The organism is Pseudomonadaceae bacterium SI-3, from assembly GCA_004010935.1.
Lineage (GTDB): Bacteria > Pseudomonadota > Gammaproteobacteria > Pseudomonadales > Pseudomonadaceae > Stutzerimonas.
In genome coordinates this window covers 1,772,003-1,789,810 of the sequence record CP026511.1, presented here as the reverse complement: position 1 = coordinate 1,789,810, position 17,808 = coordinate 1,772,003, and the positions used below count along the sequence as shown (strand labels likewise).

General features: G+C 61.8%; 17 protein-coding genes. 15 read left to right on the top strand and 2 right to left on the bottom strand.

Annotated elements, in window-relative coordinates:
* Window positions 1–11: 11 nt before the first annotated feature.
* Together C1896_08625 and C1896_08620 are read right to left on the bottom strand one after the other, a co-directional pair.
* Complete coding sequence (locus C1896_08625) at window positions 12–422, bottom strand: response regulator (GenBank protein AZZ44967.1); 411 nt, start codon at window positions 420–422, stop codon at window positions 12–14.
* A complete protein-coding gene (locus C1896_08620; GenBank protein ID AZZ44966.1) occupies window positions 415–1,893 on the bottom strand; it encodes a DUF2075 domain-containing protein in 1,479 nt (492 codons plus the stop codon). Before C1896_08620 ends, C1896_08625 begins: the two co-directional genes overlap by 8 nt.
* Window positions 1,894–2,185: 292 nt before the next feature.
* Between C1896_08620 and C1896_08615 the strand changes: the two genes are divergently transcribed.
* From C1896_08615 to C1896_08545, 15 genes are all read left to right on the top strand, one after another.
* On the top strand, window positions 2,186–3,790 hold the full coding sequence (locus C1896_08615; GenBank protein ID AZZ44965.1) for a diguanylate cyclase: 1,605 nt from the start codon (window positions 2,186–2,188) through the stop codon (window positions 3,788–3,790).
* 122 nt (window positions 3,791–3,912) lie between these two features.
* On the top strand, window positions 3,913–5,235 hold the full coding sequence (locus C1896_08610; GenBank protein ID AZZ44964.1) for a 30S ribosomal protein S12 methylthiotransferase RimO: 1,323 nt from the start codon (window positions 3,913–3,915) through the stop codon (window positions 5,233–5,235).
* A gap of 392 nt (window positions 5,236–5,627) precedes the next feature.
* On the top strand, window positions 5,628–6,434 hold the full coding sequence (locus C1896_08605) for a hypothetical protein (protein ID AZZ44963.1): 807 nt from the start codon (window positions 5,628–5,630) through the stop codon (window positions 6,432–6,434).
* A 224-nt stretch (window positions 6,435–6,658) separates the two neighbouring features.
* Window positions 6,659–7,324: a TetR family transcriptional regulator gene (locus C1896_08600; GenBank protein ID AZZ44962.1), complete on the top strand. Its 666-nt coding sequence runs from the start codon at window positions 6,659–6,661 to the stop codon at window positions 7,322–7,324.
* Between the two features lie 42 nt (window positions 7,325–7,366).
* Window positions 7,367–8,311 (top strand): LysR family transcriptional regulator, encoded by a 945-nt coding sequence (locus tag C1896_08595; GenBank protein ID AZZ44961.1) that lies wholly within the window; start codon window positions 7,367–7,369, stop codon window positions 8,309–8,311.
* Window positions 8,312–8,698: 387 nt separating this feature from the next.
* Complete coding sequence (locus C1896_08590; GenBank protein ID AZZ44960.1) at window positions 8,699–9,679, top strand: isopenicillin N synthase family oxygenase; 981 nt, start codon at window positions 8,699–8,701, stop codon at window positions 9,677–9,679.
* Window positions 9,672–10,433, top strand: coding sequence for an alkyl salicylate esterase (locus C1896_08585; GenBank protein ID AZZ44959.1), 762 nt, complete (start codon window positions 9,672–9,674; stop codon window positions 10,431–10,433). Before C1896_08590 ends, C1896_08585 begins: the two co-directional genes overlap by 8 nt.
* A gap of 40 nt (window positions 10,434–10,473) precedes the next feature.
* Complete coding sequence (locus C1896_08580; protein ID AZZ44958.1) at window positions 10,474–11,454, top strand: sulfonate/nitrate transporter; 981 nt, start codon at window positions 10,474–10,476, stop codon at window positions 11,452–11,454.
* Between the two features lie 4 nt (window positions 11,455–11,458).
* Entirely contained in the window at window positions 11,459–12,259 is an 801-nt protein-coding gene (locus C1896_08575; protein ID AZZ44957.1) for an ABC transporter, read from the top strand.
* Window positions 12,249–13,022, top strand: a complete 774-nt coding sequence (locus tag C1896_08570; GenBank protein ID AZZ44956.1) for an ABC transporter permease — start codon at window positions 12,249–12,251, stop codon at window positions 13,020–13,022. The genes C1896_08575 and C1896_08570 overlap by 11 nt, the downstream gene beginning before the upstream one ends.
* Window positions 13,023–13,059: 37 nt before the next feature.
* The gene (locus tag C1896_08565; protein ID AZZ44955.1) at window positions 13,060–13,530 is read left to right on the top strand and encodes a nucleoside deaminase; all 471 of its coding nucleotides are present in this window, start codon (window positions 13,060–13,062) and stop codon (window positions 13,528–13,530) included.
* Window positions 13,531–13,657: 127 nt separating this feature from the next.
* Window positions 13,658–14,395, top strand: a complete 738-nt coding sequence (locus C1896_08560; protein AZZ47583.1) for an oxidoreductase — start codon at window positions 13,658–13,660, stop codon at window positions 14,393–14,395.
* A 10-nt stretch (window positions 14,396–14,405) separates the two neighbouring features.
* Window positions 14,406–14,861: a carboxymuconolactone decarboxylase family protein gene (locus tag C1896_08555; protein AZZ44954.1), complete on the top strand. Its 456-nt coding sequence runs from the start codon at window positions 14,406–14,408 to the stop codon at window positions 14,859–14,861.
* Window positions 14,862–15,104: 243 nt separating this feature from the next.
* Window positions 15,105–16,649, top strand: a complete 1,545-nt coding sequence (locus C1896_08550; GenBank protein ID AZZ44953.1) for an ABC transporter — start codon at window positions 15,105–15,107, stop codon at window positions 16,647–16,649.
* Window positions 16,650–16,659: 10 nt separating this feature from the next.
* Window positions 16,660–17,766, top strand: a complete 1,107-nt coding sequence (locus C1896_08545; GenBank protein ID AZZ44952.1) for a sugar ABC transporter permease — start codon at window positions 16,660–16,662, stop codon at window positions 17,764–17,766.
* Window positions 17,767–17,808 lie beyond the last annotated feature (42 nt).

Below are 17,808 nucleotides of genomic sequence, written 5' to 3'. Positions count from 1 at the left end.
CCGGCCGGCCATTAGGGAGCCGGCTCTAAAGGCTTGCCGCCAGTCTCGATGAGATGGCGAATGGTGGTCACCAGCTTCTCAAGCCCGGTGCCCTTGGGCAGAAAATGATCGACCAGATCGTCGACCGGCAACTGCTGAGGCAAGGCAGCACTCATCATCAGAATCGGCACGTCGTCGAACGCCGGGTTCTTGCGTATCGTGCAAACCATCTCGTAGCCATTGAGCTCGGGCATCATATAGTCAGTGATGATCAGCGCCGGTTTTTCCTGCTCAAGCTTGGCCAAGCCCTGCGCGCCATTTGCCGCTTCGACGACTCGGTAGCCCTCGTCCTCGAGAATCATCACCATCAGCTTGCTGAGGCCGAGCTCATCCTCGACCAGCAACACGAGCGGGTCGAGCTCTTGCGGCTGCTCGTCACGCATCCCGCCCTCCCGTTAGGGTCTGACGGTGGGGCTGCCCCGTCACGACCCCCTCGGTACGCTCCATCCTCCCTCCGAGCTTGAATCCTCCCTCGCCCAGATAGAACTCATATACATAGGGATCGAAGCCGCTTTCACGCATCTTCAAAATGGCTAGAGTACGGTAGAGCCTCGACTCGAGTTCCGCGTACCGCAGCAGAATGATGTTCTCCGCTATCGCCGAGACCGCCGCGAACTGCAGCCCATGTTCGCCACCGACGATCTCGGCCAGCTCGGCGCTAAATACCGTAGTCACGCCCTCGCAACGCAGGATAGCGGTAAGAGTGCTGACAAAACGGCCCAGCCGCTGCTCGTTCACCGCCGCCTGCTTGAACGCGTCGATGCCGTCGATGAACAGCCGTTTGACGCCCCGGCGGCGGACCTCCTCGATAATTTCTTCAGCGAGCTGATCCTGTAACAGCTCCGTCGGGGAGTGATGGACCACCTCCACCACGCCGCTGTCGATCATCGCGCCCAGCTCAAGCCCAAGCGCTTTCGCACGACGTCGCAGTCTGTGGGCGTCCTCGTAGAAGCCGAAAATGAGCCCAGGCTCGGCTTCGCTGCTCTCGCAGATGAAGCTCAGTCCCAAGGTGGTCTTGCCTACCCCTGTCGGGCCTACCAGCAAGGTCGTCGAGGAAAAAGGAATGCCGCCCTGAATGATGTCGTCGAGCCCGGCGACGCCCGTGCTCAAGCGCTCGTCGCGCATGTTTGCCGACTGTAGATCGCCAGTGACCGCCTCGAGCCGCGGAAACACGCGAAAACCGTCGCTGGTGATCGAGGTCATGTGCCGACCGGAGATGAAGTCGCTGCCGCGGAACTTGCGCACCTGTAGATAGCGGTAGGTGCGGAACTGGTCCTCGTCGCTCCCCAGGTGCAACCAACCATCAACCATAGTGAACTCAGGGCTACCGGAGTCGCGCTTGCTGTTGGTCAGCAACAGAATGGTGCACCCAACCACGTCAGCGTAGATCGACAAGTCGTTGATGAACTCACGGAACGCTCGCTCCGAGGCGGCGTTTTCTTCCAGCGCGAACAGGCCGTCAATCACGATCAGCGAAGCCTGCTGGCGCTTGCCGTTGCGCGTGAGGTAGCGAAGGATGCCTTCCAATCCGTCGGTACGCAGAATGTCGAAAGCACTTTCATAGACCACCGAAGTTCCGGCGAATTGGTTGTCCATGAATCGCATGTTCTGCAAATGACGAAGCAGACGGTGGTGGGTTTCAGCCAGCAAGGTGACATACAGCGAGCGCTCGCCACGAGCCGCCCAGCTGTAACAGATCTGGTTGGCAAGAATGGTCTTTCCCTCGCCAGGCCCACCCTGAACGATATAGACCGCTCGGGGTAGCAGCCCACCTTTGAGGACAGCGTCCAACCCTGGCACGCCGGTCGGAACATGAGTCGGCGCGGTTGGCGAATAGGTAGAGTTGTCGGTCACAGCAGCTTTCCGTTTCGATCAATGAGCGCATGGTAGCAAAGGGACCCCGGACCTAATTACTCGCCGGTGCACATTGGTCACCTGCCGCGCTCGGTTGTTCATGTTTTACCCATGATAGCGAGGGGGACGCAGTCAATAATCTTGTTTGCCTGCTCGATGACCGTGTTAGGGTCTCGCGAGTTACCCCCTGAGCCAGGAGCAGCCAGCCCTATGTCGACTGATTGCAGTCGTTGCTGGAGGCAAACAAAATCTCTACATCGCACCGTTACCGAGACTGATTACAACCGGAATTATGCAAACCGCTCGCCTACCTCGCTTGGACTTGCGCCGACTGATCATCCTGTTGGCAATGCTGAGTGGCTTGATCACGCTCGGTATCGGCTTCTACGCCAGCTATAAGGTCCAGCGTGACTCGCTGATCGGCAGCACGCTGGCTGCCAACCGCGCTTATGCGGCAAAACTGGCAGACGGGACAGAATTGTTCTTTCACTCGGCCCAGCAGCAATTGGCCGTCAGCGCTGAGAATATCGCTGCCCAGTTTCCTGACAACGGTGTACTGAACGAGGAAGCCAGACGGCTTCGGCAGCAGACAGACAGCTTCAATGCCGTCGTTGTTACCAGCGCCCAAGGCGAAGTGCTGGCGACCGCTCCGAATACCGGCCTATTGGTCGGGCAAAAGCTGAACTCACCGGGTGCTCTCCGAGCCTTGGCTAAGCGCGAGCCGCTGATCAGCAGCCCGTACACGTCGGCACTAGGTACGTTGGTAATCCTTATTTCGCATCCTATCGTCGCCCGTGACGGTACCTACCTCGGCTATATAGGCGGGGTGATTTCTCTGCGCGAGCGCAACATCCTCCATAGCATGTTGGGCGAGCACTTCTATCAGGACGGCTCCTACCTTTATGCCGTCGACCAGTCACGAAGGCTCCTCTATCACCCGCAGCCGAAACGCCTGGGTACAGTAGTGGGCGAGAACGAAGTCATCGACAGGGTGCTGCAAGGGGAGTCCGGCAGCCTTCGAGTGATCAACAGTCAAGGCGTGGATATGCTGGCTGGCTATGCGGCCTCCCCAGCAGCAGGCTGGGGCATCGTGGCCCAGCGACCAACCGCCGACACGCTGCAGCCGCTCGATGATCTGATGCTCAAAGTCATCCGAGAGACGGCACCGCTCGCCCTGCTGACGCTGCTTTGCATCTGGGGACTGGCGACGTTGATAACGCGACCGCTTTCTCAGCTGGCCCAGCGCGCCAGCGAAATGGATGCTCCCAACAGCGCTGAGCGCATTCAGCGTATCCGCTCCTGGTATTTCGAAGCGGCGCAACTCAAGCGCGCCATGCAATTGGGCATCAGCCTGCTGCATCAGCGCATCGGCAAGCTCAACCTGGACGCTCAAACCGATCCGCTGACCGGGCTGCACAACCGTCGCGGCCTCACACTGGCCCTCGAGATGCTCGCCAGCGAGGGCCGATCATTTGCGGTCATAGCGCTGGATATCGACCATTTCAAGCGCATCAACGACACCCACGGTCATGATGTGGGCGATACCGTCATCCGCCAGATGGCTGGACTGATGACGACCTGCTCACGGGACGCTGACGTTCTCTGTCGCAGCGGCGGCGAGGAGTTCTTGATGCTGCTGCCCAATACCACCCTCGATTCGGCGTTGCTGGTAGCCGAGCGTCTGCGCACCAGCGTCGAGCTGGAGCAAATCCCCGTGGTCGGCAACATTACCGTTTCACTGGGAATCGCAGTCTGGCCCATGCACGCCAGCGACATCGAACGCGTCCTGAAGCTGGCCGATGCCGCGCTGTACCGTGCCAAGCAAAACGGCCGGAATCGCTCGGAAATCGCTGAGCCCGATCAGTACTCGCCGGAAGATTCCAAAGCGGACGCCTGATCCTTGGCTCGCCCCTAATGGCATTGATGCCTTGGCCGGGCGACGGCAGACATGGCTAAAAAATGCCCAGCTCTATATACTCGCGCGCCTTTTTCATGCGCGGTTTTCGAGGTTCAAAGTCGATGAGCAAAACGCCAACAGTCGGGTTCGTCAGCCTGGGTTGCCCCAAGGCAACGGTCGACTCTGAACGCATCCTCACCCAGCTGCGCATGGAGGGTTACCAGATCGTGCCGTCCTACGAGGACGCCGACGTGGTGGTGGTCAACACCTGCGGCTTCATTGACAGCGCCAAGGCCGAGTCGCTGGATGCCATCGGTGAAGCCATCGCCGAGAACGGCAAGGTGATCGTCACCGGCTGCATGGGCGTTGCTGAAGACAATATCCGTAGCGTGCACCCCAGCGTGCTGGCGGTAACCGGCCCACAGCAGTACGAGCAGGTGATTAACGCCGTACACCAAGTGGTGCCGCCGAACATCGATCACGATCCCTTCGTCGATCTGGTGCCGCCGCAGGGCATCAAGCTGACCCCGCGTCACTATGCCTACCTGAAGATTTCTGAAGGCTGCAACCACACCTGCAGCTTCTGCATCATCCCCTCCATGCGCGGCAAGCTGGTCAGCCGTCCGGTGGGCGACGTGCTCAGCGAGGCCGAGCGCCTGGTCAAAGCCGGCGTGAAGGAGATCCTGGTGATCTCCCAGGACACCAGCGCCTATGGTGTTGACGTCAAGTACAAGACCGATTTCTGGAATGGCCAGCCGGTCAAGACGCGCATGCTCGAGCTGTGCCAGGCGCTGTCGAGCATGGGCGTGTGGGTGCGACTGCACTATGTGTATCCCTACCCGAACGTCGACGACGTGATCCCGCTGATGGCTGCGGGCAAGATCCTGCCGTACCTGGACATTCCCTTCCAGCACGCCAGCCCGAAGGTGCTCAAGGCCATGAAGCGCCCAGCCTTCGAAGACAAGACACTGGCACGCATCAAGAAGTGGCGTGAAATCTGCCCGGAGCTGACCATCCGCTCCACCTTCATCGTGGGCTTTCCCGGCGAGACCGAAGAGGACTTCCAGTACTTGCTCGACTGGCTGACCGAAGCCCAGCTCGACCGTGTTGGCTGCTTCCAGTACTCGCCGGTCGAGGGCGCGCCCGCTGAAGCGATGGACCTTGAACCCGTACCGGACGACGTCAAGCAGGACCGCTGGGACCGTTTCATGGCCCATCAGCAAGCCATCAGCGCGGCGCGCCTAGAACGCAAGATCGGACAAGAACTGGACGTGCTGATCGACGAGGTGGACGAGGACGGCGCCATCGGTCGCTCATGGGCCGACGCCCCTGAAATTGACGGCATGGTCTACATCGACAGCGAGCGTCCACTTCAGGCTGGCGAAAAGGTCCGCGTCCGCGTGACCAACGCCGACGAATATGACCTCTGGGCCGAAGTGATCTGATCATTACCGCCCGAAACGTGAAGCCCCGTACCTGCGGGGCTTTTTTGTGTTCAGCAACTCGCCACCGTCCCGGCACTTCTAGGTGCTCCTAACGACAGGTTCAACATGGCAGCCCGTCAATGAATACCAGCTCGCCCGAGCCGGGCGGATGGCTAAAGGCTTGCATCGAGATGAAGCATTGTCCGTTCGGTCAGGTTCTTTCTGGGGCAGGAAGACACTCCGAGAGCGGACGATGCCGGAATCGTCGCTAACCGATAACTACAACCTATTGAAAAATAACAACTAAACCGAACATACGGTGAGCCCATAGCATTTGGCTCAAGACTTGCTATGACAGATTCATCTGACCGTTCGGCCAAGAAAAAGCACACATAACGCAACAGGAGCGCTACATGAAATCCATACTGACCACTGCCGCACTCGCAAGCAGCATGATGCTCGCTGGCCAGGCAATCGCCGCACCGATGCTCTGGCAAAACAACAGCCTGACCTATCTGTACGGGAACGATTTCAAGGTCGACCCCGATACCCAGCACACCCTGACCTTCGAACATGCCAGTGGCTGGACCTATGGCGACGTGTTCCTGTTCGTCGACTACAAGTGGAACGAAAGCCAGGACGACAGCGAGGCCGCACGCACCTACTACGGCGAGTTCAGCCCGCGTCTGTCGCTCGGAAAGACCACCGGAATGGATTTCTCCTACGGCCCGATCAAGGATGTGCTGGTGGCCTTCACCTACGAGCGCGGCGAGAACGAAGTGCAGAACTACCTGCTCGGCCCCGCCGTTGATCTGGCAGTCCCGGGCTTCGACCGTCTGGCCATCAACACCTATTACCGCAAGCCTGACGGCATTCGTAACAAGGCCTCCGGCCAGTGGCAGATCACCCCGACTTGGGCCATCACCATTCCCGTCGGCAGCTCGGACATTCTCATCGATGGCTATATCGACTGGGTGGTCAATGACGCCGGCAATGAAGGCTCGGACGACTTCCAATCGAAGAACCTGCACATCAACCCGCAGGTTAAATATGACCTCGGCAAGGCCGTGTACCAGAAGGCCGGTCAGCTCTATGTCGGTATCGAATATGACTACTGGTCGAACAAGTACGGCATCAAAGACGGCGGCTTCGTCAGCGAGAACTTTGTCGGCCCGACCGACCAGAGCGCCTGGAACGCCATCGTGAAGGTGCATTTCTAATATGCACAGCCGCTCGTTCCACGGGCGGCATGCCGCCTGAACGGTCTTGTTCACCAGCGGCGGCGCCCAAACGGTGCCGCTGTTGTGCTTTCTCGACCCCCGCTTCAGTTCGGCGTGGGCGCACGACCCGTCCGAAGGTCTGTAGCCACCTTCTCCGTAGCCCGCGTAGGCTAGCATTCGATAGCGCATCGGGCCTGATGCCGCCGACACAGGGAAAGGACCTTATGACCACTTTCGACGCTTTGCTGCCGCAGACGCCCACCGACGGTAAACGCACCGGACGGATTCGTCAGAAGAACGAGGAGCTGATCCTTTCAGCCGCAGCCGAAGAATTCGCCCGCCACGGCTACAAGGGCACCAGCATGAATGCAATTGCGCTTCGCGCCGGGCTGCCGAAGGCCAACCTGCATTACTACTTCACCAACAAGCTCGGCCTCTACGTCGAAGTGATGCGCCATATCCTCGAGCTCTGGGATAGCGCGTTCGATCATCTGACCGTGGAAGACGACCCAGCCATTGCGCTGGCGGACTACATCCGCACCAAGATGGAGTTCTCTCGCAAGCAGCCACAGGCCTCGAAAATCTTTGCCATGGAAGTCATCAGCGGTTGCGAATGCCTGTCCGCACACTTCAACGAGGATTATCGCGAGTGGTTTCGCGGTCGCGCCGCCGTACTGCAGGGCTGGAGCGATGCCGGCAAGATGGACCCGATCGACCCCATGCATCTGATCTTCCTGATCTGGAGCAGCACTCAGCACTACGCTGATTTCTCCGACCAGATTCGGCGCATCACTGGCCAGCGCCGCATCACCAAGGACGATTTCGAACGTGGCACCGAGACGCTGATCAGAGTGATTCTCAAAGGCTGTGGCCTGACGCCGCCGCGCTGACCCCTGCGCCATTCTGCCGCCCACCCCGAGCCATCAATCTGTATGTCCCGTCGTCTGCGCATTCATTCCCCCGCGATTCATTACTTCGACATGGTGCGACGCTGTCAGTCGATCCGCGAAGCCGCGCGCCGGCTCAACGTGGCCTCCTCCGCCGTGAACCGGCAAATCCTCAAACTTGAGGCCGAAATAGGTTCACCGCTGTTCGAGCGCCTGCCGGCCGGGCTGCGTCTGACCGCTGCAGGTGAGGTATTCGCTCGCCACGTGCTCGTGGTCTTGCAGGACGCTGCGCGGGCCAGCTCCGAGCTGGACGCATTGCAGGGGCTGCGCACCGGCCATGTGGAGATTGCAACGGTCTCGGGCGTCACGGTCGACCTGCTGCCTTCGGTGCTCGAAGGCATGACAGCGCGCTATCCGCATATCACCGTCGGGGTGACCAGCTTGGGCTCGCAAGCCATTCCCGAGGCGGTTACCAGCGGTCAGGCTGATATCGGGATCGCCTTTGCGCTGCGGCGAACCGCTGATTTGCAGCAGCTGGGCGTCGGCCACTTTCGACTCGGTGCCATTGTGCCCGCCAATCATCCGTTGGCGGGACGCCGCGAGGTGAGTTTCTCAACCTGTGCCGAACACCGCCTGATCCTGGCGAAAAGCGACCTTTCGATTCATCACTTGCTCGCCCCGGTGTTGGCGCGCACCCGCTCGCCGCAGAAAGCGGCGCTGGAGACCAGCTCGGTGGAGCTTGCAGCGCAAATGGCCAAACGTGGCGCTGGCATCGCGTTCCAGACGCGCATCGGCATCGAAGCGGAACTGTCCACCGGCACTCTTGTGCACTTGCCACTCAACGACAATGGTCAGGTGCTCAGTGATCTCGGGGTGTACGTGCGCAGCTCACGCTACCTCCCGGTGGCGGTGGACGCGTTCGTTCGCGCGCTCTGCGAGGAAATCACCCGCCGCGAACAATACGAGCGCGCCGAGACCGAGTGCACCTGATTCCCTCTGTTCACCTTCTACCCGCACCGTCCGATCCCCCTCCTCGCCTTATCTCTCTGCGCGCTCAGATTTCAATCGCCGGCGCGCTCTGTATTCGACGCGCCAGCCCTGGCATGTGAAATTTTTCAACCTCATCAGAAGGCACCCTGAGTGCTCCATTCCGGGGCGCAGCGCCTCGCCAAACAATGACGCCAAGCAACCCAACCCAACGCCGGCGCAGGATGTCGTAAGCCCCGTATTAGAGCGATTCCCGCCCTCAAAAGAGGCAGTAACAACCGATGCCGAAACGGCATCGGGATGCTCGATATTCTCTTCTTTTGCGTACAGCTAACGCACCGGATACTGCGCCACAACGGGCCCCCGCCCCTCCGTTGCAGGTGCCATGTCATGGCCTACCCACTCAGTTCAGACCCAGCCCAAGCGTGCTACCTGCCGCTGATCGACCTGACCGGATTGGTCAGCAGCGATTCACAGCAACGCAATGCCGTCGCCGGGCAGATCGGACAGGCCTGCCGTGAGTGGGGCTTCTTCTACATATACAAGCATGGCATCGATGCGAGGTTACAAGCGGCCGTGTTCGAGCAGACGCGGCAGTTATTCGACCTGCCTGACGAGGCCAAGCGAGCACTCGACAAGGCCGCGTCACCAGCCAACCGCGGCTATGAAGCGCTGCGAGGCCAGTGCCTGGAGCCCGGCGCGCCGGCTGACATGAAGGAAGGCTTCTACCTGGGCCGCGACCTGCCGGCAGACGACCCGCGCGTGCAAGCCGGGCGCTTCAATCACGGGCCGAACCAGTGGCCGGTGGCGTTGCATGGCTTCCGCCCCGCCATGGAGCGTTATCACGCCGCCATGACCGATCTCTCAGAGCGATTGATGGCAGGCCTGGCGCTATCGCTTGAGTTGCCGGAGAACTACTTCGCCGGCTTTTGTGATCAAGCCATGGCCACCCTGCGCCTGCTGCACTATCCACCGCAGCCCGAAATGGCAGCACTTGGCGAGAAGGGGTGCGGCGCGCACACCGACTTCGGCGGCCTGACGCTGTTGCTGCAGGACGATAATCCTGGCCTGCAGGTCTGGAGCCGTAGCGCGCGAGCCTGGATGGACGCCCCGCCGCTGCCCGGTACATACGTCGTCAACCTCGGCGACATGATCGCTCGCTGGACCAACGACCGTTACCGCTCGACCCTGCACCGCGTGGTGAATCTATCCGGGCACGAGCGCTACAGCGTGCCCTTTTTCTACGGCGGCAACCCTGACCATCAGGTGAGCTGCATCCCGACCTGCCTCGAAGCCGGCGAAGCGCCGCGCTACCCTGGCGTGACGGTGGAAGAACACTACCGCGAGATGTACAGGAGGACGTATGCCTGACCGTCATGTCGTATTGATTCACGGCGCTTGGGCTGGCAGCTGGGTCTGGGACCGCTTGCTCGACGGGCTGCGGGCTGCCGGATTCAGGCCTCACGCCGTGGACCTGCCCGGAAACGGTAGCGATGACACGCCAGCAGCGGCGGTAAGCCTCGACATCTACGCCGCGCACGTATGTGCCCTGATCGATCAACTGGAAGGGCCCGTGCAGTTGGTGGCGCACTCCGGCGGGGGGATGACGGCGACAGCCGTGGCCGAAAAGCGCGCCGAACGCATCGCAGGCGTCACCTATGTAGCCGGCATGATGTTGCCCAGCGGCCTGTCCTTTGCCGATGCCTGCGCAGAGCTGGTCAGCACGGCGCCGGAAGTGTCCGGTGTGGGGCCGTTCCTGCAACGCAGCGCTGACGGACTCGGCACTCGCGTTCCCGCCGAGATTGCCTGTGCGCTGTTCTTCCATGACGTACAGCTGCCGCAAGCATTGGCCGCCGCGCAACGGCTGGGCTCACAACCGGACGGCGGGCGCGCAGTCGTGGCGCGCTGGACAGCCGAGCGCTTTGGTCGCCTGCCACGCCTGTACATCGAATGCGGTACGGACCGCTCGGTAGTCCCGGCCGTTCAGCGCTGGATGCAAGAGCTGGTGCCGGGCGCAGAGCGGGTCACCCTCGACTGTGGGCACGCACCGCAACTGGCCGCCCCGGAGTTATTGCTCGCCAGCTTGCTGCCGTTCTTTTCACGTCATCCCAACCCCGTTTTCTGATCGACACCCTCTCGTGACGCCTATCAAGGAGCGACGCCCCATGTTCAAGAAAACCCTGATCGCCAGTTCACTGCTGGCCCTGTTCTCCCAAGCGGCGCTGGCGGCCGATAACGTGCGCTGGTTGAACGACTGGCTACCTGCTGGCGACAAGGCGGTGATCTATCTTGGTGTCGACAAGGGCCTGTTCGCCGAGCAAGACATTGAAGTGGAAATCGCCAGTGCACGCGGCGGCAGCGACGTGGTCACCAAGCTGGCAACCGCCAGCGCTGACTTTGGCAGCGCTGGGCTGGCCTCGGTGCTTCAGGCACGGGCGCAGGGGCCGGTGCCGGTGGTCGCCGTGGCACCGATCTACAACAAACAACCAGACGCCTTCTTCACCGCCGAAGGCTCGGGCATCGAACAGTTCAAGGACATCGCCGGCAAGACTGTCGCCACCCCAACCTTTTCTGCTTCGAATGTGGTGTTTCCGCTGGTCCTGGAAGCCAACGGCATCCCTCGCGATGGGGTAAAGCTGCTCAAGCTGGACCCCGGCGCGCTAGCGCCCATGCTGGCCACCGGCAAGGTTGACGCGACCATCAACTGGGTCACCGTCGCGCCCGGTTTTGCCCGTTCGATGCAGGAAGCTGGGAAACAGCTCAAAGTCATCCCGTGGTCGGACTATGGCTTCGACGGCTATGGCCTGTCGTTGATCGCCTCCGAGCGCTTCCTGAAGGACAAACCCGAGGTCGCCAAGAAATTCATCAAGGCCTACCGCCAGGCCCAAGAAATGGCTATTGCGGACCCGGCTGCAGCCGCGGCTGCGCTCAAGAAAATGGTCCCGGAGATCGACGAGCAGCAGGCCGTGGAGCAGTTCGAGGCGTCAGTTCCGCTGATGCAGAACGAGATCAGTGAAGCCGAGGGCACTGCCAAGTTCGATGCCAAGCGCCTGGAGACCACTTGGCAATGGGTCGCCCGCGCACAGAACCTGCCGAGCGACAGCCTCGACCCGGCTCAGGTCATTGCCAACGGCTTCGTCGAGTAATCGCATGAATCAGACCGAAACCCGCTCGGCTGCCCGGCCGAGCATCACCTTCGAGCAGGTTCGGCAGGTGTTCACCGCCTCGGACGGCAGCGAAGTAGTCGCCCTCGACGACACCAGCTTCGCCATCGATCGCCACGAGTTCATCGCGGTGATCGGCCCTTCGGGCTGCGGCAAGTCGACGTTGCTGCGAATCCTCGCTGGCCTCATTCGTCCCACTAGCGGCCAGGTGAGCATTTACGGCAAGAAACTCGATGGCCCGCGGGACGAAGTCGGCATCGTGTTCCAGAAGCCCACCCTGCTGCCCTGGTTGACGATCCGCGACAACCTGACCTTTCCGATGAAGCACAAATACGGCAGGGTCACCGCGCAAGAGCGTGAGCGCGGCGAAGAATTGCTCGAGCTGGTCGGCCTAAAGGAATTCGGAGGGAAGCGCCCGGACGAGCTGTCCGGCGGAATGCAGCAGCGCGCCGGAATCGCCCGCGCGCTGCTACACGACCCCGAAATCCTGCTGATGGACGAGCCTTTCTCGGCGCTTGATGCTCTGACGCGCGACGAGCTCAGTCTGGAACTGCTGAACATATGGACCCAGCGTCCGAAGACGGTCTTGTTCATCACCCATTCGATCCCCGAAGCGCTGCTGCTGGCTGACCGCATTCTGGTGATGTCGGCGCGCCCAGGGCGGATAACCGAGATCATAGATGTCGAACTGCCACGGCCACGGTCCCTTGACACCCTTACCGAGCCCCGCTTCAACGAGCTCGCCAACCATATCCGTCGCAAGGTGTTCAGCCGCCATGGCCTTTAATCGAGCAATGGGCGAACGCTTCGCCCCAGGGCTGGCGCTGCTCGGCCTGTTACTACTCTGGGAAGCGGCCTGCTGGGCGTTCAGCCTGCCCGCTTTCGTGCTGCCCTCCCCCAGCGCCATCCTCACCGCTACCTGGAAACTTGACCCAACGATCTGGGCCGAGCACATTTTCGCGACCCTGCGCGTCACCCTGCTCGGCTATGGCCTGTCGATTCTGATCGGCATTCCGCTGGCCATCGCCCTCGCCTCGTCCAGGCTGTTGTCTCGCACCCTCTACCCGCTGCTGGTGATCGTCCAGTCCACGCCGATTGTCGCCGTCGCGCCGATCATTGTCGTGGTGATGGGCGCTGGTGACTTGCCACGGGTGTTCATCACCTTTCTGATCGCCTTTTTCCCGATCGTGGTGTCGACAGTGACCGGCCTGCTGGCGACGCCGCCGGAGCTGATCGAACTGTCGCGCTCGCTGGGCGCATCCCGGGCACGCGAGTTCCGCAACATCCGCCTGCCCTATGCGATCCCTCACCTGTTCTCGGCACTGCGCATCTCCATCACCTTGGCCGTGATCGGTGCAGTGGTCGCCGAGTTCGTCGCGGCGGACAAAGGGTTGGGTTACTTCATCAACTTCTCGACGTCGATGTTTCAGGTTCCGCAGGCGTTCGCCGCTCTGATGATGCTGGTGATCATCAGCCTGGGCCTGTTTCAACTGGTCGGCCTGGTGCAGCGCCTGCTGTTCACCTGGAGCGTGCCGAAGAACGAAGGCTAACCCCGCCGCCTCTTTACTATTCCATGGACATTTCGACATGCCCTTAGACGACGCTGCCCTGCTACGCAAAAGTTTCGATGTCGCCCGTCGCGCCCTGGCCGAGGGCACGCACCCCTTCGGCGCCATCTTGGTGGGCCCCGACGGTGAAACTCTGCTCGAACAAGGCAACGCCTACATGCCCGATCACGACATGACCGGCCACGCCGAACGCGTGCTGATGACGCGCGCCTCGACCCGCTACACACCGGAATTTCTCTCCCGCTGCACCATGTACACCTCCGCCGAGCCCTGCGCTATGTGCGCCGGCGCCGCGTACTGGGTGGGCCTTGGGCGGGTGGTGTACGGCCTCTCCGAACGCAGCCTGAAAGCCATTACCGGTAACCATCCGGAAAACCCGACGCTGGATCTGCCCTGCCGCGTGGTCTTCGAAGCCGGCCAACGCAAGGTCGAAGTGATCGGTCCTCTGCTTGAAGAGGAAGCGGCTGCATTGCACGACGGTATCTGGTGAGCTGCACAGGGCCAGAATCAGGCAAGCCCTCGGCAGGATCGACATAACGCCAGGTGCGACCCTCTGCCTAGCATTCAAATCACGGCGCATGGGCGTCGATTCGAATGACCTAGCGGAGGTGCTGCACATGTCAAACAGCAACGGAAAAATCGTACTCATCACCGGCGCCAGCAGTGGTATCGGCGAAGCGACGGCGCGGCTGCTGGCCGCCGAAGGCGCCACGGTCGTACTGGGCGCACGACGCGTCGAACGACTAGAGAAACTTGTCGCCAGCATCACCGAAACAGGCGGTATCGCGGCCTGTCGTGCATTGGATGTGACCCGCCGCGAGGATACCCAGGCCTTCGTCGATTTCGCCGAGCAGCGCTTTGGTCGGGTCGATGTGATCATCAACAACGCCGGGGTAATGCCCTTGTCGCGCCTCGATGCCCTGAAGGTCGACGAATGGGACCGGATGATCGACGTGAACATCCGTGGCGTGCTGCATGGCATCGCGGCCGGCCTTCCGCTGATGCAGCGCCAGCGTTCAGGTCAGTTCATCAACATCGCCTCCATCGGTGCTTACGCGGTCAGCCCTACCGCCGCCGTCTACTGCGCCACCAAGTACGCGGTACGCGCCATTTCCGAAGGGCTGCGTCAGGAGGTCGGCGGGGATATTCGCGTCACGCTGGTGTCACCCGGCGTCACCGAATCGGAACTGGCCGAAAGCATCTCCGATGAGGGCGCGCGGGCAGCCATGGATGACTTCCGCCGGATTGCCATTCCCGCCGAGGCCATCGCTCGGGCCATCGCCTACGCCGTCGAGCAACCGGCTGATGTCGATGTCAGCGAACTGGTGGTTCGTCCGACCGCCAGCCCCTACTGAGGACGCCGCGATGAATCTACTCACTGGTAACGCATTGAGCGCGGTCTGCCTGGGGTTGCTCGGCTCGCTGACATTTGCCTCGCTGGATGCGGTCGGCAACGAGCGCCACACCCGCGGCGTCGAGGTCATGGATCATCTGTCTGGCGGTGCTGGTCAGCCCGTACTCGAAGCGCTGCGGGAGGACTATCCGTTTCTAGCGGACGGCATCACCCGTTATGCGCTGGGCGATGTCTGGGGGCGCAGCGGCCTGGATGATCGAACCCGCCAGCTGGCCGTAGTCGCCGCTTTCGCCGCGCAGGGCAACCTGCCCTACATGAAGGTGTACGCCGGTTACGCGCTGCGTCTTGGCGTTACACGGGATGAACTGAAAGAAGTGGTGTACCTGACCACCGTCACCGCGGGTTTTCCTCGAGCCATCGATGCGGCGCAGGCGTTGCGCGAGGTGCCCGACCCAGTCGCGCCGTAGCACGCAAACGCCGCGCCTGCCGGCGCGGCATGCTTCACGATCCGTGCATTCAGTTGCCACGCCCTGCAACGGTGCACATGACAGACCCATCCGACAAGCAAGCACCAAAGCGAAGCACCCACAGCGCTCGGTTGACCAACGTCCAGCGGCGTATCTGCGCTACCCCGTTCTTCTCGGCATTTCCTGACTAGCTGGCCAGCTTTTTGCTACTGGCATGCCATGAGAATTTCAGCGGACGCCGACATGCCCGAACCACAGACCGCACGCCTGCAACTGACCGGTATCACCAAAGCGTACCCAGGTTGCCTGGCCAACGACCGCATCGATCTTTCGATCCAGGCCGGCGAGATCCACGCCCTGCTCGGCGAGAACGGCGCAGGCAAAAGCACGCTGATGAAGATCATCTACGGCGTGACGCAACCCGACGCCGGCAGGATCTGCTGGGAAGGCCAGCCGGTGATCATGCGCGACCCGGCGCAGGCGCGCGACCGGGGGATCGGCATGGTGTTCCAGCACTTTTCGCTGTTCGAAACCCTGAGCGTGGCCGAGAACATTGCCCTGGCGCTGGGCACCGGCGCGGGGACACCAAGACAGCTGGAGCCGAAGATCCGCGAGGTGTCGCAGCGCTACGGCATGCCGCTGGAGCCGCAGCGGCTGGTGCACAGCCTGTCGATCGGCGAACGCCAACGGGTGGAGATCGTTCGTTGCCTGATGCAGGACATCAAACTGTTGATTCTCGATGAGCCGACGTCAGTCCTCACGCCGCAAGAGGCCGACGATCTGTTCGTCGTGCTGCGCCGGCTTGCTGCCGAAGGCTGCAGCATCCTGTTCATCAGCCACAAGCTCAACGAGGTGCGCGCGCTCTGTGAGAGCGCGACGGTGCTGCGTGGCGGCCGTGTCTCCGGCGATTGCGTACCGGCGCAGTGCACCGATATGGATCTGGCGCGGCTGATGGTCGGTGATGCCGAGGGGCTTGAAGCCGAATACTCGAAAGCCCGCGGTGGCACGCCGTTCCTGCGCGTCGAATCGCTGTCCTGGCACAACGCCGATCCGTTCGGGGTCTCGCTGCGGGACTTGATGTTGGACGTCTGTGCCGGGGAGATCGTGGGCATCGCCGGTGTCGCCGGTAACGGTCAGGACGAGCTGCTGGCCCTGCTGAGCGGCGAGCAACGGCTAAGCCGACAGCAGGGTCAGCACATCCGTTTTCTCGACGCTCCGGTGGCGCATTTGCGCCCCGATGCGCGACGCCGTCATGGCATGACCTTCGTTCCAGCCGAGCGGCTCGGCCATGGTGCGGTGCCTGAACTGAGCCTGGCCGACAACGCATTGCTCACCGGTTTCCAGCAGGACGGAATGGTGCGAGGTGGCTTGATCCGGCACAGCCGCGTCGAGGCGTTCGCGCGACGCATCATCGAGACATTCGCAGTGAAGACGCCAAGCAGCCACACCCCGGCACGCAGCCTGTCCGGCGGCAATCTGCAGAAATTCATTCTCGGCCGCGAAATTCTCCAGCAACCGAAGCTGCTGATCGCCGCGCATCCGACTTGGGGCGTCGATGTCGGAGCCGCGGCCGCGATCCACCGCGCACTGATCGAGCTGCGCGACGCCGGCGCCGCCATCCTGGTGATATCCGAAGACCTTGAAGAGCTGTTCCAGATCAGTGATCGCATCGCCGCCCTGAGCCACGGCCGGTTGTCGGCCTTGCGTGCCACACGCGAGACCAGCCCCACGGACGTGGGTCGCTGGATGGCCGGTCAGTTCGATCAACCCACGCCCACCGCTGCCTGAGAGCCTTCGTATGTTGTTATCCCTAGAACCACGCGGCTATGAATCGCGACCAATGCTCTGGCTGTCGCCACTGCTTGCTGCGTTGCTGACGCTGATCAGCGGCGCGCTGTTGTTCGTCGCACTGGGTCACCCGCCGCTGGAGACGCTGCGAGTGCTGCTGATCGATCCGGTCAGTGACCTCTACGGCGTCTCCGAACTCTTGGTCAAGGCGTTACCGATTCTGCTCTGCGCCCTGGGCCTGGCCGTGGTGTACAACGCGCGTATCTGGAATATCGGTGCCGAGGGTCAGTTGCTTATCGGGGCGTTGGCCGGCAGTGCGCTGGCGGTGAACATCATCGATTGGGACTCGCGCTGGGCGCTGCCCCTTACGCTCGCGGCGGGGACCCTCGGCGGCTCCGCCTGGGCTGGTCTCTGCGCCTGGCTGCGCACTCAGTTCAATGCAAACGAAATCCTCACCAGCATCATGCTCAACTACATCGCGCTGAACCTGTTGCTGTTCGCGGTGCATGGGCCGTTGAAAGATCCTGAAGGCTTCAACTTCCCCGAGTCGGCGATGTTCGGCGACGCCACCCGTCTGCCCCAGCTGTTCGAAGATCTGCGCGTGCATGGCGGTTTCTACTTCGCCCTGCTGGCATTGGTGGTGATATGGGTGCTGCTGCACAGGAGCTTTCTCGGCTTTCAGATCAAGGTACTTGGCCTCGACAAGCGTGCCGCCGGCTTCGTCGGCTTTCGTGAGAAGCGCCTGGTGTGGATTGCCCTGTTGATCAGCGGCGCATTGGCTGGACTGGCCGGAGTTGCCGAAGTCACCGGCCCGATCGGTCAATTGGTGCCCCAGGTATCGCCTGGCTACGGGTATGCCGCCATCACCGTCGCCTTCCTCGGCCGGCTCAATCCCATCGGGATTCTGTTTGCGAGCCTGCTGATGGCATTGCTCTATCTGGGTGGCGAAAACGCCCAGATGGCGGCCAACCTGCCGCAGTCGATCACTCAGCTGTTCCAGGGCATGGTGCTGTTCTTCCTGCTGGCCTGCGACGTGTTGATTCTCTATCGGCCGCGCCTGAAGGGCTGGAGCCGCAAGCCGCACACTTCGGCGCTCGAGCCGGAGCCAGCCGCATGAGCCTCATGCCCCACTTCTCTTTTGCTTTGCCGCTTACAGCTC

Excerpts from the sequence above, each read along its gene's own strand:
- C1896_08565 (AZZ44955.1), top strand. The coding sequence starts at position 13,060 with ATGCCCTTAGACGACGCTGCCCTGCTACGCAAAAGTTTCGATGTCGCC.
- C1896_08590 (AZZ44960.1), top strand. The coding sequence starts at position 8,699 with ATGGCCTACCCACTCAGTTCAGACCCAGCCCAAGCGTGCTACCTGCCG.
- C1896_08615 (AZZ44965.1), top strand. The coding sequence starts at position 2,186 with ATGCAAACCGCTCGCCTACCTCGCTTGGACTTGCGCCGACTGATCATC.
- C1896_08610 (AZZ44964.1), top strand. The coding sequence starts at position 3,913 with ATGAGCAAAACGCCAACAGTCGGGTTCGTCAGCCTGGGTTGCCCCAAG.
- C1896_08555 (AZZ44954.1), top strand. The coding sequence starts at position 14,406 with ATGAATCTACTCACTGGTAACGCATTGAGCGCGGTCTGCCTGGGGTTG.
- C1896_08580 (AZZ44958.1), top strand. The coding sequence starts at position 10,474 with ATGTTCAAGAAAACCCTGATCGCCAGTTCACTGCTGGCCCTGTTCTCC.
- C1896_08570 (AZZ44956.1), top strand. The coding sequence starts at position 12,249 with ATGGCCTTTAATCGAGCAATGGGCGAACGCTTCGCCCCAGGGCTGGCG.
- C1896_08550 (AZZ44953.1), top strand. The coding sequence starts at position 15,105 with ATGCCCGAACCACAGACCGCACGCCTGCAACTGACCGGTATCACCAAA.
- C1896_08605 (AZZ44963.1), top strand. The coding sequence starts at position 5,628 with ATGAAATCCATACTGACCACTGCCGCACTCGCAAGCAGCATGATGCTC.
- C1896_08625 (AZZ44967.1), bottom strand. The coding sequence starts at position 422 with ATGCGTGACGAGCAGCCGCAAGAGCTCGACCCGCTCGTGTTGCTGGTC.
- C1896_08545 (AZZ44952.1), top strand. The coding sequence starts at position 16,660 with ATGTTGTTATCCCTAGAACCACGCGGCTATGAATCGCGACCAATGCTC.
- C1896_08585 (AZZ44959.1), top strand. The coding sequence starts at position 9,672 with ATGCCTGACCGTCATGTCGTATTGATTCACGGCGCTTGGGCTGGCAGC.
- C1896_08560 (AZZ47583.1), top strand. The coding sequence starts at position 13,658 with ATGTCAAACAGCAACGGAAAAATCGTACTCATCACCGGCGCCAGCAGT.
- C1896_08595 (AZZ44961.1), top strand. The coding sequence starts at position 7,367 with ATGTCCCGTCGTCTGCGCATTCATTCCCCCGCGATTCATTACTTCGAC.
- C1896_08575 (AZZ44957.1), top strand. The coding sequence starts at position 11,459 with ATGAATCAGACCGAAACCCGCTCGGCTGCCCGGCCGAGCATCACCTTC.
- C1896_08600 (AZZ44962.1), top strand. The coding sequence starts at position 6,659 with ATGACCACTTTCGACGCTTTGCTGCCGCAGACGCCCACCGACGGTAAA.